The sequence below is a fragment of the Paenibacillus jilunlii genome (genome assembly GCF_900102965.1).
GTDB lineage: Bacteria > Bacillota > Bacilli > Paenibacillales > Paenibacillaceae > Paenibacillus_AQ > Paenibacillus_AQ jilunlii.
This window is the reverse complement of sequence record NZ_FNGM01000002.1, coordinates 161286-175450: the sequence shown is the minus strand read 5'-3', so window position 1 is coordinate 175450 and position 14165 is coordinate 161286. Positions and strand designations below refer to the sequence as shown.

Genomic DNA, 14165 nt, shown 5'->3' with positions numbered 1-14165 from the left:
AGAGGTAAAAGTACCTTTGATTTCACCAGAAGTGGGCCAAGGGGGCGGAATCAAAGGTAAAAGTACCTTTGATTGGTGCCAGCACTGGCCCGGATGGCAAGATAAGCCGGTTTAGGTAACCGGATCATTGATGGAGTCGCGCATGTGCTTAACGTCGCTGATGGGCGGGAGTCCGAACATGCGTGCGTATTCCCGGCTGAACTGGGAGGGGCTCTCGTAACCGACGCGGTAACCTGCGTCAGCCGCGTCCAAAAATTCTGTGAGCAGCAAACGTCGTGCGACTTGCAGCCGTATAGCCTTTTGATACTGGAGCGGGCTCATGGCGGTGACCTTTTTGAAATGCTTGTGCAGGGCTGAGGGGCTCAGGTTGACCTCCTTGGCTAGTTCTTCAATCAGAAGCGGCTTGGCATAGTCGCGGTTGATCAACTGGATCGCCTCAGAGATGCGGTAGGCATGGCTGCCGATAAAAGCAAACTGTGTGATGGACGCCCCCTGCTCGCCTTGCAGCACTCTATAAAGGACCTCACGGGTGATCAACGGTGCGAGGATTGGAATATCTCCGGGAGTATCCTCAAGTTTGACCAGCCGGAGAACGGCATCCAGCAGCGGAGGAGTCGACTTGCTCACGATAATCCCGCGGCCTGTTGTTCCATCCCATTGCGGCGGGTTCCCTTTGACGATATCCAGAATGATCTCCGGGGTGAAATTCAACTGAAGGCTGAGGTAAGGCACCTGCGGCGATGCCTCCGTGATTTTACCGATAACGGGCAGATGAACAGGAGTGACCAGATAGCTGGCCGGATCATAGGTATAGCTTTCAGTGCCTACGGTGGCTGTCTTGGAGCCTTGCACGATAATGCATAGGGAGGGAACGTTAATGGAATGCCTTGGCTCCAGCATATAAGAGGAGCGTCTGAAAAAAAGTGAAGGCACCGCCGAAGGATGTACACCATCTGAAGGTGTGTGACGTTGAATCCGTAACGCCAGTTCATGCTGATACTCTGAAATCGAAGGGTTGATGATGGATAGGCTCATGGTTCTGTGTTCCTCCATTCCGTACAGTCAGATGATCACAGTGTAACCACCAGGGGCAGGATTAGGCAAGGATTAAACATGAATGATCTACCTCCGGCCCATAAAAAATCCCCATAATGGACAGGAAGCCGCAGCGCAGACTGTGGTTAATAAGCAAGCGAAAGAGGGATTGGAATATGAAGCTGGAAGGTAGCGCAGGAAATGCAGCGGGTTCACCAGGAAGCATGAATGGGCAGAACGGACAGATCTCAGAGAAGGGAGAAAAAAATCTAATGTCAGGAATCGAAGGCAAGGTTATAGCGATTACGGGGGCAAGCAGTGGGATCGGCGAGGCAGCAGCGCTCCTTCTCGCAGAGCGGGGAGCGAAGGTTGTGCTGGGAGCGCGTGGAGCCGGACGCTTAGAGGCGCTGGCGGCCCGCATCGCGGATTCAGGCGGTGAAGCTGCATATGCAGTTACAGATGTGAGACGCCGTGATGACGTGCTGGGTCTAGTTAACCTGGCCTGTGAGCGGTACGGCAAGCTTGATGTTCTAATCAACAATGCCGGCGTGATGCCGATATCTCCCCTTGATGAGCTGCGCGTTCAGGATTGGGAGGATATGATCGATATCAATGTAAAAGGTGTACTGTACGGAATTGCGGCTGCGCTGCCAGTGTTCCGTAAGCAGGGGTTCGGGCATTTCGTCAACACGGCTTCTACCGCAGCATTTCGCATTGTGCCGAACATGGCCGTGTATGCCGGAACGAAGTTTGCTGTGCGCGCCATCTCTGAAGGGCTGCGCCAGGAGGCTGGCGATAAGCTGCGCGTGACCATTATTTCGCCGGGCATGACCCGGACGAACTTCGCGGAATCCATGACAAACCCGGAAATCAAGGCCAAGCTTGAAGAGTCCCGGGATGAGATCGCGATGCCGGCGGATGCGATTGCCCGTGCTATCGCTTATGCCATTGAACAGCCGGAGGGCGTTGATGTGAGCGAGGTTATTATTCGTCCCACGGCCCAGGGATAAGCGGGCGCTAACTGGCACAATAGAGCAGGTATTAGAAAAAGACCAAACCTATTATGCTAAGTTGTATTTAGAAAAAAGAAGCCCCTGTTAACACGACCGCCCCTATGCTGTGAATTCTCCTGGGCAGAAGGGAGCGGCAATTCGGAGCGTGCAAGCTTAGGCTCACGGGACGGGAGCCGTGACAGATTGAAGTGGAATAAATCCACTTCAGGGGACGAAAAGGCTTCCCCAGGAGAGAATAGTGGGAAAAAGTAGAGTTAATTTAAGCGAATTCGGTGGTAAGGGGGCAAACTGCTGAATTAGTTATCCTTTTTCCACCTAGCACTTGCGGGGAAGCAAGATGAGGGGGAAATTAGGTTTACTTTTTCCACTTGGGCCTGCTGCAGAGCCTAACAGGGGGGAACTGTGGGAACTGGGAGAACTGGGGGAACTGGGAGGATTGGGGGGACTGGGCGGACTGGGCAAAGGAAGAGATCGTCTGATAAGGCATGATTACAGGTGGCTAAGCCGCCTGAATCTATAATCCAACACGGCTGCGCTGTCCAGTGGGAACGGCGCAGCCGCTTGGCCGCCGCGCGAGCTGACGTACAGGTCGTACCATTCCCTGCGGGACAGCTCCAGCTTATCGGCATCCCTGCAAGCGGCGATCCGCCCAGGATTCACCGTGCCAATCACCGGCTGGATTGCAGCCGGATGGCTCATCAGCCAGGAGAGGACAATCGCCTCGGGCGTAGTGTTCTTCTCCTCCGCCAGCGTCTTGACCATGGCGGCTGTATTGACGATATTCTCCGGCTGCCCATCCAGAGGGCGTCCGCTGAATATTCCCTGGGCCAGCGGCCCCCAGGCCTGAAGCTGAATGTTCTCTGCCCGGCAGTGTTCGATGGTGCCCTCCGGGAAGGTGATATCCTTCCAAGGCTCCCGGTTGACACTGATTACGGCATCGACCCAGCTGATTTTGGCCAGGCTCATATGCAGCTGGTTAACGATGAAGGGTTCATCGCAATAGACCTGAAGCAGCTTGATCTGGGCCGCACTCATATTGGAGACGCCGAAATGGCGCACCTTTCCCGCCGCTTTGAGCTGGTGCAGTGCCTCGGCGACTTCCTCGGGGTCCATCAGCGGATCGGGCCGGTGCAGCAGCAGAATATCGATATACTCCGTTCCCAGGCGGGTGAGGGTTCCGTCGACACTGCTCAGGATATGTTCCTTGGAAAAGTCGAACACATTGGAGCGGTCGCCCGGCTCCATTAGCTTGATTCCGCATTTGGACTGCAGAATGATCTCTTCCCGCAGACCCGGACGCTCCCTGAAAATCTGTCCGAATACCTTCTCGGCTTTCCCGCGGGTGTAGATATCGGCATGGTCAAAAAAGTTAATGCCGATGTCCAGTGCGGCTTCCACCGCCTCATGGCCCTGCTTCACATTTTCTGCTGTAACCGGTTCGTGGTCCCAGCCCCCGCCAAGTCCCATGCATCCGAGGGCAATGCGGCTGGCGGGGATGCCGCGTTTGTTTAGTGGCAGCGTTTTCAGCAAGATGATCCCTCCGTGACGGCTAAATTGCAATTCATAGAGTATTGTACATCTTCAGAATCCGGTATGGTACTTCCTGTCACTGGAGGAGCGGTGTTTGGTGCCTTCCTTGTCCTTCTCCTCTTGCTTCTCCAGGTTCAAATCCTCCACCGGGATAGGATCAACATTCCGTTCACTTTCATCCAGATCGAACAGACTGGGATTCTCAGTGGGATATTGCTCGGGATGGTCCCGCTTGTCTCCTTGGAGCTTGTTGTCTTTGTTCATGCGTCTTCTCCTCGCTTTCTGGCAGTTTGCTCATTAATAAACGGATTTCCTCCCCTGTAAACAGGAAAGAGGCCGCTGTGGCCTCTTTCCAAACTTAAGAATATATTTTCTCCAGTGTAAAACGATGTTATCCAGACTTCACCCGGAAAGGCCGCTTCAATGAAGGTTGTGGCAGGGGTATTGTAGGCATGCTCACAGATCAAGCGGTGTGCCGGCATCCTTAAGCTTCCGTTCGGTTATATCCGCATAGAAGCGCTTCAGCCATTTCAGCTCGGTTAGACTATGCTCGTATCTGCCGTACATCGCATGCAGCACCGAGCGTGGAACAATGGCAATATGCTCCTCATACACCTGATAGGCATAGTTCACCCGATGCTCCGTTTCACGAATCCGTTCCTCCAGCAGCTTCTCCACCTTGCTCTGGTCGATATGGTGCGAGAACGCAAGCGCGGTGTAGAGCGGATGGTAGAAGATATCGTTTTTTTTGATCTGCTGCAGAATCAGCTGCTCGAACAGGGCTTTGCCTTTATCGGTAATGCGGTAGATGGTCTTGTCCGGCCGGTCGCTGCTGTGGATGACCTCAACGGCTTCAATGTGACCTTCCCCGGCCAGCTTGTCCACGGCATAGTATAAAGACCCCATTTGCAGCTTCATCATCTGGTCCATGGCGCGTTCCTTCATCACCAGCTTAATCTCATATGGATGCATATTCCGTTCCAGCAGCAGGCCGAGAATTACCATTTTCATGGACATGGCGGTTACCTCTGCCCACCGGCCGGCTGCTGTTTTTTGCTGTGATCGGTAAGACGGTCGCCCGGCATCAGAAGGACAAACACAAATCCCAGCACAGCGGGAACCAGCGCCCACAAAAAGGTATGGGCAATCGAGCCGGACAGCGCATCGGTGATTTTCTCCAGCACGGGAGCCGGAATCTGGGCTCTGGCTTCAGGAGTCAGGGCCGCGCGCGGATCACCGAACGACGAGGTTTCGGCACCTGCGCCGAAGGCTTCGCTTAGCCCATTCGTGAAGCTGTTGCGCTGAATAATGCCAAAGATCGTAATGCCTAGCGTCATGCCCAGCGACCGCATGAAGGTGCTGGTCGAAGTGGCGGAGCCGCGCTGGCGCATGTCGAAATGATGGATCGAGGACATGCTGAGCACGGAGAAGGAGAAGCCTACGCCAAAGCCCGTCAGCGCCATGAACATATTCAGCATCAGCCGGGAGGTATCCGGGGCCAGCGTGCTCAAGGAGAATACCCCGGCCACAAAGCAGACAGCCGACAGCAGCATGATGTTGCGGAAGCTGGTCTTGGTGGTCAGCAGTCCTCCGGTCTGGCTGCCGATGACCGACCCGATCATCATGGGCATGAGAACAAGACCTGAGTTGGTCGCGGAGCCGCCGTATACCCCCTGCACGTAAATCGGGATGTAAACTGTGGCAACAATAAAAGCAGAGCCATAGAACAGCCCCAGGATACTGCTGGTGGCGAACAGCCGGTTGCGGAACATGGCAAAGGAAATGACCGCCTCAGGCGCCACCCGTTCAATGAACAGGAACGCAATCAGCAGCACGGCAAAGCCGCCGAACAAGCCGAGAATTTGCGCTGAATCCCAGGCATATTGATTGCCGCCCAGCTCCAGGGCAAACATCAGGCAGATCACTGCCCCCACCAGCGTGAAGGCGCCGCCCCAGTCAATGCGCTGCTTGGCGTGGGAGACGGATTCCTTGTAGGACAGGGTGATCAGAATAAATGCGACAACGCCAATGGGCAGGTTGATATAGAACACCCACTGCCAGCCAATATAGTCGGTAATGTAAGCGCCGAGAAGAGGACCTAACACGCTGGAAATACCAAAGACGGCGCCGAAGAGTCCGGTCAGCTTGCCTCTTTTTTCCGGGGGATAGATATCGAACATAATGGTGAAGGCAATCGGCATAAGCGCGCCTCCGCCAATCCCTTGAATCGCCCGGTAGATACTGAGCTGGGTGATGCTGGCTGCCGTTCCGCACAGGGCGGAGCCAACCAGGAATACAATCAGGCCAAAGATAAAAAACCGCTTCCGGCCATACATATCGGACAGCTTGCCGAAGATTGGCGTTCCGGCCATTACCATGACCATATAGGCCGAGGTCACCCAGACGATTTTATCGAGTCCGCCCAGATCGGAAACGATGGTGCCCATAGCTGAAGCTACAATGGTATTGTCCATAGCGGACATAAGGATACCCAGCAGCAGGCCGACAACTACAAGCTTAAGGTTACTTTCTTTACTATGCATGCTTTGCAGACTCCTTCTGAAAAAGTTTCGTGAGCCTCATTATAGTCAAATTTGAATAGGGTGGCAAGCATTATTTTCTAAAAAATTTAACAGATTTTCTGCTGTCCAGATGACTGTCAATCAGAGGAAAACACAAAAAACCGCCGCCCATAGGGAAGAACGGCAGTAGAACTAAGTATTCCAATAATGCGGCGGAATCATAACCGCTTCTCCTAGATTGCCGTTTCGCTCCCGCACACCTCTTTTCTTTCAATATATCGGATGAAAAGTTCGGTTAGCTCAGGGTCGAACTGGCTTCCGGCACAGGCACGAAGCTCAACAATGGCTTCTTTGAACGATTTGGTCGGCTGATAGGGACGTTCGGTGGTCATCGCGTCGAAGGAGTCGATAATGGTCAGCATGCGGCATAACCGGGGGATTTCTTCGCCTTTGAAGCCATAGGGATAACCTTTGCCGTCATAGCGTTCGTGATGCAGCTCGATATAGGGGGCCAAATCTCTGAATTTTTCGTTGGTCAGCGCCATTTCCTTGCCCCAGATGACATGCCATTTGACCATTTCCCATTCCTCCAGCGACAGCTTGTCCTTTTTATTCAGAATCCCCCAGGGAATCTCCAGCTTGCCGATGTCATGAATGAGTGCGCCAAGGGTAAACTGTCTTTTGGAGAGGGTGTCCAGATTCAGCAGCTCGCTGATGTCCATCGCATAGCGGAAGACGCGTTTGGAATGCTTGAAGGTTTCCAGATCCTTGTACATAAACAGGTTCAGCTGCTGCTCAATATCGCGGACATCCTGGCTGAAATCAACATCCCGCTCCTGCAGCGACTGGCTGCCATAGGTATGAACGAGGTTTTTGCCTTGTTTTTTGGCATAATAGAGCGCCTGGTCGGCATGGTCCACAAGCTCTGATTTGAAATGGACATCCGGCTGGTACGCGGCGATGCCGGCAGAGAAGGCCAGACAGCCCTGGGGAAAAATTTCACTCCCTTCAAAACGGGAATGGTTAAGGGTTTTGCGCAGGGACTCGATGAAATTTCTGGCCGCTGCAGCATCGTAGCCCGGCATCAGCAGTGTGAATTCTTCCCCGCCGTAGCGGGACACAATAATGTTCGTGTTCTTCGTCTCCCTCTTCAGCAGCTCCGCCAAAAAAACGATCAGCCCGTCGCCCTTGAGATGGCCGAAGTGATCATTGTACTTTTTGAAATCATCGATATCGATCATTGCCAGGGAGAGGGCGGTGCCGCTGATCTTCGAGCTGCCCATCTCCTCCTCCAGCGCATGCTCAAAATAACTATGGTTAAACAGCCCCGTTCGCGGGTCACGGTTGGAGCGTTCCTCAATGTCACGGTACATGCTGAACAGCCGTCTAAAGGAATAGGAAATGAGAATGCTGAGGCACAGGAACAGTCCCAGGCCAACCATGTGGTTGTGGTACAGCAGAATCGTCAAGACCAGCGACAGCACCAGCGTACAGGCATAGGCGAGGATGGTGTCAGTAAGCATTCCTTTGAGGGTATTGTACAGATTTTTGTGGAAAACAACGTAATAATAGAAGCCGATCAGCAGTGTGTTGAGAATAAAATATACAGCCATAGCGCTTACATAAGCTTCCAGGCGGCTGCTGAGCAGCGGTCCCTGCACACCCCCCAGCGCGGTGAAGGCAGACGAAGCAGAAGCAACCATGATGCAATAGACGGCAAAATTATTGATGTGCTTCCACCACACCGTACTGCCCCATTCCAGGAACAGCAGCACCAGGGAGCTAAGCAGCAGTACCATAAGGGTAAAGGGGAGGCCAAAAATAAAAATGCAGGCTAAATAAACGGAGGAGTCAAGTGACAATCCGTTTCCTTGTGGAGGAAGCTGAAAGGTGAAGACGGTCAGGATCACGGCCGCTCCCGCCATGGCGGTAATCCAGCCCCAGGCGGAAGATGAGAAATGCAGAAACGAACCATTACTGTAAATAACAAACAAGCCTAGCCCGATTAAGCATATGATTAAGGAGTACAAGTGTCCCCTGTTGTGCAAGAAGCTGCTGTTTATCCGTCGGAACAACGCTGCCCCTCCTCTGCGTTTGTAATTGAGTCGTATGCCGGGTTCAAAGGAGCCTTGAAGGTATACATTCGCTTTCTGAAAAGAAATTCCTGCTAAAACATGACAAATGTAGCCGATGTTCGGGAAGTGCGGAAAAGAGAACGAAAGTATTGACATACCCATGGGGGGTATATTATATTGATGTTGAGGAGGCTGATTCCTGTGTCTACCAATGAGAAAGAGCACGCGGGGCATTCCTGCGGAGACGATTGTCATACCTCTGCTCCCGGCGTACGCAAAAGTCACCATTCAGCGGAATTCAAGAGCGGGCTTACCACCCGGCTCAACCGGATTGAAGGCCAGATCCGCGGCATTAAGGGGATGATCGAGCGCGATACCTACTGCGATGATGTGCTCAACCAGCTGGCGGCAGTCCAGGCAGCCCTGAACAGTGTCGGCAAGCTGCTGCTGGAAGGGCACATGAAGAGCTGTATTATTGAGCGGATCGAAGCCGGGGAGCATGAAGTAATCGACGAGCTGCTGGTCACGGTCAACAAGCTGATGAAATAAGGTAAGGAAGCTAGGCTGGTAAACTTAAGGAGATGCTTCTGAAGCGGGTTTTATTGCGCAGACAGTTCAAGCAGTATTGCTTCATAAAACTTTTAGGAGGGTTCATAAATGTCTAATGTAACATTGAATGTAGAAGGAATGTCCTGCGGTCATTGTGTCAGTGCGGTTGAGAAGGCGGTAAGCGGTGTGGGTGCCGCAGCGAAGGTGGACCTGCAGGCCAAGACGGTAGCTGTGGATTATGATGAGAACAAAGTGAGCCTCAGCACGATCAAAGCGGCCATTGAAGATCAGGGCTACGACGTAGTCTAACTGGAACTGCGCATATAAGGGCTTGGAGCGGGGAATCCTTGTGATTTCAGAGGCGCCAATGCCCTTTCTTTTACAAAATATTATACCCCAAGGGGGTATGGAGGTGGAGGGTATGGAAAAGACAGCGGAAACCCCGCTGCAGCAGACTACTCTGCAGATTACAGGGATGACCTGTTCTGCTTGCGCGGCACGGATTGAAAAAGGGCTCTCCCGCATGGAGGGCGTGTCGAAGGCCAATGTAAATCTGGCGCTGGAGCAGGCGACCGTCGGCTATGACCCTGCTGTTGCAGGCGTGCCGCAGATCGAGGAGAAGATCCGTTCGCTGGGCTATGATACCCGCAAGGAATCGGCGGATTTTGATATTTCGGGTATGACCTGTGCGGCTTGTTCTGCAAGGATTGAGAAGGTGCTGGGGCGCACACCCGGCATTGCGGCAGTGAATGTGAATCTGGCGCTGGAAACGGCGCATGTGGAGTACGCGCCAGGGAGCATTGGCGTGTCCGAGATTATGGAGAAGGTCAGCAGTATCGGCTATAAGGCAACGCTGAAGCAGGACCGCAAGGAGCAAGCCGATCAGCGAGGGCAGGAGATCCGGCACAAACGGAACAAATGGATAATTTCAGCGATCCTCTCGTTTCCGCTGCTCTGGGCGATGGCGGGCCATTTCTCCTTTACGGAATGGATCTGGACGCCGGAGCTGCTGATGAACCCGTGGTTTCAGCTGGCACTGGCTACACCGGTGCAGTTCATTATCGGCTGGCAATTCTATGTCGGCGCCTATAAAGCGGTGAGAAACGGCAGCGCCAACATGGACGTCCTGGTGGTGCTTGGCACCTCAGCAGCCTATTTCTACAGTCTGTATCTGACCATAGACTCTTTGAGCATGAGTGGAATGAGTCATACAGTTGACATGTATTATGAGACCAGCGCCGTTCTGATTACACTGATTCTGGTCGGCAAATGGTCCGAAGCCCTAGCGAAAGGCCGTTCCTCCGATGCCATCCGCAGCCTGATGGGCTTGCAGGCCAAGACCGCGCTGGTCGTTCGTGATGGTGCCGAGCTCAGCATCCCGGTAGAGGAAGTCATTCCGGGCGACATCGTGCTGGTGAAGCCGGGAACGAAGGTCCCCGTCGATGGGGAGGTTGTCGAAGGGCTGTCCTCCGTGGATGAATCCATGCTGACCGGAGAGAGCATTCCGGTGGAGAAAAAACCGGGGGACTCTGTAATCGGGGGGACATTGAACAAAAACGGCATGCTGCGGATCAAAGCGCGCAAGGTAGGCCGGGATACCGCGCTTGCACAGATCATTAGAGTCGTTGAGGAGGCCCAGGGCTCCAAAGCGCCGATTCAGCGGATCGCCGATGTGATTTCCGGCATTTTTGTGCCGATTGTTGTGGGGATTGCCGCTGTGACCTTTGTGATCTGGTTCATCTGGGGCGCTCCCGGCCAGTTCGCCGAGGCGCTGGAGAATGCTATTGCCGTGCTGGTTATTGCCTGCCCATGCGCGCTCGGTCTGGCTACGCCGACCTCGATTATGGCCGGATCGGGGCGTGCGGCGGAGTTCGGCATTTTGTTCAAGGGCGGAGAGCATCTGGAAGCGGCGCAGGGGATTCAGGTGGTCGTGCTGGATAAAACAGGTACCGTTACGAGCGGCAAGCCGGTGCTGACGGATATTCTGACGACCACCGGCATTGCAGCGCATGGCAGAGAAACCGCCGAGAACAGCCTGCTGGCCCTTACGGCGGCTGCGGAGAAGCTCTCGGAGCATCCGCTGGCTGATGCGATTGTCGCTGGTGCTGCCGCCAGAGGCCTTGAACTGCCGGAAGCCGGGGAGTTCAAGGCTGTGCCGGGCCGCGGGATTACCGCAGTTGTCGGCGGACAGACCGTAAGCGTAGGCACCCGCAGGATGATGGAGGAAGGCGGCGCGGAGCCTGGACCATGGGCGCCCCTCATGACGAAGCTGGAAAAGGAAGGCAAGACTGCGATGCTTGTGTCCGTGGAAGGCGTGATCGCCGGGGTAGTAGCGGTTGCCGACACCATCAAGGAAACCTCGCGGGCAGCGGTAGCCAAGCTGCATGACATGGGCATTGAAGTGGTGATGATTACTGGAGACAACCAGATCACCGCCCAGGCCATTGCGGAGCAGGCCGGTATCCGTAAAGTGCTGGCCGAGGTGCTGCCGGAAGGCAAGGCTGCGGAGATCCGCAGGCTGCAGAGCAGCGGCGTCAAGGTAGCCATGGTCGGCGACGGCATCAACGATGCGCCTGCCCTGGCGATAGCAGATACCGGGATGGCCATCGGCACCGGTACCGACGTCGCGATGGAAGCGGCGGACATCACGCTGATGCGCGGCGATCTCATGAGCATCCCTGATGCGGTCATGATGAGCCGCAGAACGATGCGGAATATCAAGCAGAATCTGTTCTGGGCGCTTGCCTACAATACGATTGGCATCCCGATCGCCGCTCTGGGTTTCCTGGCCCCATGGCTGGCCGGGGCAGCCATGGCCTTCAGCTCTGTCTCTGTAGTCCTGAACGCGCTGCGGCTGCAGCGGGTGAAGCTGTAATTGGATTATGCACGCCAAGTCTCCTGTTTTACGGAGCTTGGCTTTTTTTATAGATTAGGAAATTATACAGTGTCAAAAAATGCGGATATCTTGGAAGCCTCAGAGGCTATAAGCGATGCTGGAGGATTGGGCTCCACCAGCGGACTGGGGATTCCTTAATTTTCCAAAAACCTTGTTTTTTCAACGGCTATGGACTCAGGAGCCGTTATATCGTTCGATGGAGCCTAGTGCTAGTTGGAAAAAGGGAACTTATTTCTCCCGGAAATCAACAATTATGAGATTTAAGTGGAAAAAAGGAACTTAATTAGGCTATATTACCTGATTAGGGGCGAAATGTGCTAAATTAGTTACCCTTTTTCCACTTAACCTGCGGAGAACAGGGTGTTCGAGCAAGTTAGTTATCTTGCACGGAACACAACAAAGTGTGTCTTAAGCAGGCAGAATGGGTGGACATCTTATACGATATACAACAATCTGTGTCCTAAGTACGCTAAACGGACAAAAATCTTGTAAATTGTACAACAATGTGGGCGCGGCTTCACCAAATGGACGAAAATCCTGCATGTTATACAACAATGCGGATTTCGTAACTTTCAGGACCTTTATTTACCCGCCAGGGTGATTTTGTTCAAATATAATTTATTTTGCTTTACGCTCTAAATACTTCTATTTCTCGCTAAACCGGGTACCAACCTTGTTAGGACAACGTAGCCGTTTTGTTCTGAATATCCATGCACTCCAGAGAATATGAAGGTTAGGCTCTATCCATGTCCCGATTTCAGGAGCTTACGTGTTATATCTGGTGAAGGGGTGGAAGGAGGGAATCCGTGAATTCCATAGAGAGCATTGAATCGAAAATCGCAAGGATACAAGCGGGCGAGGTCTACATATTTGCGGATATTATCGATACTTATCAGAACCGGATTTATAAGTATTGCCTGCGGTTGTTAAGCAACCGGGAAGAAGCCGAGGATGCGGTGCAGGATATCATGCTTAAGGTGTTCGAAAAGGTCAGGTATTATCAGCCCAAGGGAAGCTTCACCTCTTGGCTGTACAAAATTGCCTATAACCATTGTCTGAATCTGCTGCGCAGGCGCAAGCTGCAGCAGCAGGTCAGCCGCCTGTTTGGCCGGGAGGTTGCGGCAGAGAGCGCCGAACGGGCAGCAGAGGACACCATGTTCAGTGAACCGCTCGCCTCGGCACTTGAAATGCTAACGGTGGAAGAGCGGAATTTGCTGATTCTGCGTATTTTTGAGGACAAATCCTTTGAGGAAATCGGTGAGATTCTGGGCAAGAATATGGAAGCGGTCAAGAAAAAGTACGGGCGGATCAGGCACAAGCTGAAAGCATTCATGGAGTTATCAGAAAAGGAGGAAGGAGAATGCACAAAAGCCAGCACACTGCAGAAGAACAAAAACTGAGAAGCTACGATGCATCAAGTGATGTCAAAGCTATTGATGTCCGGCAACGGGTGATGAACATCATCACAGAGAAATATGGAAACGGCGCGGCTGATGCAGTTCCTCCGGACGCCCGGGACTTCCCCGAGATGATGCAGCGCGTGAATGAATCCCCGGCCAGCGCCGCCCACAAAAGACCGGCATCCTACGGGAAAATACTGGCAGCGTCCACCTCGCTGCTGGCCGTACTTATCTTGGGAGTCACATATTACTGGTATGCTGATATTCACAATCAGACGGCAGATATTCCTTATGCCGTGAAGGATTATGAAGAGATTGAAGACCCGGTTACCCAATTTCGCATTCAGCTGAAGGAGACGCCGGTGCAGCCGGGGGTAGTTCAGCCGGAAGAGGATGTGAAAACCCGGAAATATCAGGAGGCCGAAAAGTGGGTGGAACAGCAGCTGTTGCCGGGAGAAATGGGGATTTTTCTGGTCGGTAAGGATTTATCCGCTAATCCTTCAACCGGAAGTGCCGTAAATCCGCTCCATTATGACAGTTACTCTGACTTCAGAGCCAACCAGACGGAATTGGGGGCTCCGTTACTTCCCGAACCCACATATGTACCCAAAGGTTATGCATTCAGCGGTGGAGAGATTTTTCCTGAAACGGATATTGCCCTGCTGCTGGCCAATCCGTCCAAAACTACTTCCGGAGACAAGTCTAAAAGCGGAGTCGAGGCGTATTTCCGGCTAAAAGAAGAAATGTCAGTAATGAAGGCTAAAGAATTGGGAGAGGGCTATAAGCTGGTATGGAAGAGATTCCGTGCGGCCGGGTCGAGCTCGGTCAAAGTGTCATACACCAACACAGAAGGACAGAGCATCAATATCCAGGCCACGGCTCTTCATCGGCTGGGATTGGCCCAATTCAACCCAAATGATTTGGAGAAGTACGAGAATGTTGTGGTAGCAGGAAAAGAAATGATTTATTTGAAGCTGTTGGCGGAGGGCGACCAGGATTATACACAGCAATTGGTCTGGTTAGATTCGGTACAGGGTCAGGGTGCTTATTATTCCCTGTCCGACAGCAAGGACAGCTCTCTGTCCCAGCAGGAATTGATCAATGTGGCAGCCAGCATGCTAAAAAACAAAAAATAATGACGCATG

At 53.1% G+C, this 14165-nt stretch carries 13 protein-coding genes; 6 read left to right on the top strand and 7 right to left on the bottom strand.

Going from position 1 to position 14165, the window contains the following annotated elements; translation table 11 throughout:
* Window positions 1–111: 111 nt before the first annotated feature.
* Entirely contained in the window at window positions 112–1035 is a 924-nt protein-coding gene (locus BLQ82_RS05605) for an AraC family transcriptional regulator (protein WP_062525044.1), read from the bottom strand.
* Between the two features lie 272 nt (window positions 1036–1307).
* Here BLQ82_RS05605 and BLQ82_RS05600 point away from each other — a divergent pair, with 272 nt between their 5' ends.
* Window positions 1308–2045, top strand: coding sequence for an SDR family oxidoreductase (locus tag BLQ82_RS05600; protein WP_062525295.1), 738 nt, complete (start codon window positions 1308–1310; stop codon window positions 2043–2045).
* Window positions 2046–2344: 299 nt separating this feature from the next.
* On the opposite strand, the gene BLQ82_RS33160 is transcribed toward BLQ82_RS05600, so the two are convergent.
* The 6 genes from BLQ82_RS33160 to BLQ82_RS05570 form a co-directional block, all read right to left on the bottom strand.
* Complete coding sequence (locus tag BLQ82_RS33160) at window positions 2345–2431, bottom strand: hypothetical protein (RefSeq protein WP_425287524.1); 87 nt, start codon at window positions 2429–2431, stop codon at window positions 2345–2347.
* A gap of 106 nt (window positions 2432–2537) precedes the next feature.
* Window positions 2538–3575 (bottom strand): aldo/keto reductase, encoded by a 1038-nt coding sequence (locus tag BLQ82_RS05595; RefSeq protein WP_425281126.1) that lies wholly within the window; start codon window positions 3573–3575, stop codon window positions 2538–2540.
* Between the two features lie 54 nt (window positions 3576–3629).
* Window positions 3630–3842: a hypothetical protein gene (locus BLQ82_RS05590; RefSeq protein WP_062525046.1), complete on the bottom strand. Its 213-nt coding sequence runs from the start codon at window positions 3840–3842 to the stop codon at window positions 3630–3632.
* 192 nt (window positions 3843–4034) lie between these two features.
* Entirely contained in the window at window positions 4035–4595 is a 561-nt protein-coding gene (locus BLQ82_RS05580; RefSeq protein ID WP_062525049.1) for a PadR family transcriptional regulator, read from the bottom strand.
* 5 nt (window positions 4596–4600) lie between these two features.
* Complete coding sequence (locus BLQ82_RS05575) at window positions 4601–6121, bottom strand: MDR family MFS transporter (RefSeq protein ID WP_062525051.1); 1521 nt, start codon at window positions 6119–6121, stop codon at window positions 4601–4603.
* Between the two features lie 212 nt (window positions 6122–6333).
* A complete protein-coding gene (locus BLQ82_RS05570) occupies window positions 6334–8175 on the bottom strand; it encodes a bifunctional diguanylate cyclase/phosphohydrolase (RefSeq protein ID WP_062525054.1) in 1842 nt (613 codons plus the stop codon).
* 180 nt (window positions 8176–8355) lie between these two features.
* Here BLQ82_RS05570 and BLQ82_RS05565 point away from each other — a divergent pair, with 180 nt between their 5' ends.
* The 5 genes from BLQ82_RS05565 (at window position 8356) to BLQ82_RS05545 (ending at window position 14156) form a co-directional block, all read left to right on the top strand.
* Entirely contained in the window at window positions 8356–8724 is a 369-nt protein-coding gene (locus tag BLQ82_RS05565; RefSeq protein ID WP_060865284.1) for a metal-sensitive transcriptional regulator, read from the top strand.
* A 108-nt stretch (window positions 8725–8832) separates the two neighbouring features.
* The gene (locus BLQ82_RS05560) at window positions 8833–9033 is read left to right on the top strand and encodes a copper ion binding protein (RefSeq protein WP_020427222.1); all 201 of its coding nucleotides are present in this window, start codon (window positions 8833–8835) and stop codon (window positions 9031–9033) included.
* Between the two features lie 112 nt (window positions 9034–9145).
* A complete protein-coding gene (locus tag BLQ82_RS05555) occupies window positions 9146–11599 on the top strand; it encodes a heavy metal translocating P-type ATPase (protein ID WP_074647904.1) in 2454 nt (817 codons plus the stop codon).
* 827 nt (window positions 11600–12426) lie between these two features.
* Window positions 12427–13020: an RNA polymerase sigma factor gene (locus tag BLQ82_RS05550; RefSeq protein ID WP_341874825.1), complete on the top strand. Its 594-nt coding sequence runs from the start codon at window positions 12427–12429 to the stop codon at window positions 13018–13020.
* A complete protein-coding gene (locus BLQ82_RS05545; RefSeq protein ID WP_062525061.1) occupies window positions 12981–14156 on the top strand; it encodes a hypothetical protein in 1176 nt (391 codons plus the stop codon). Before BLQ82_RS05550 ends, BLQ82_RS05545 begins: the two co-directional genes overlap by 40 nt.
* Window positions 14157–14165 lie beyond the last annotated feature (9 nt).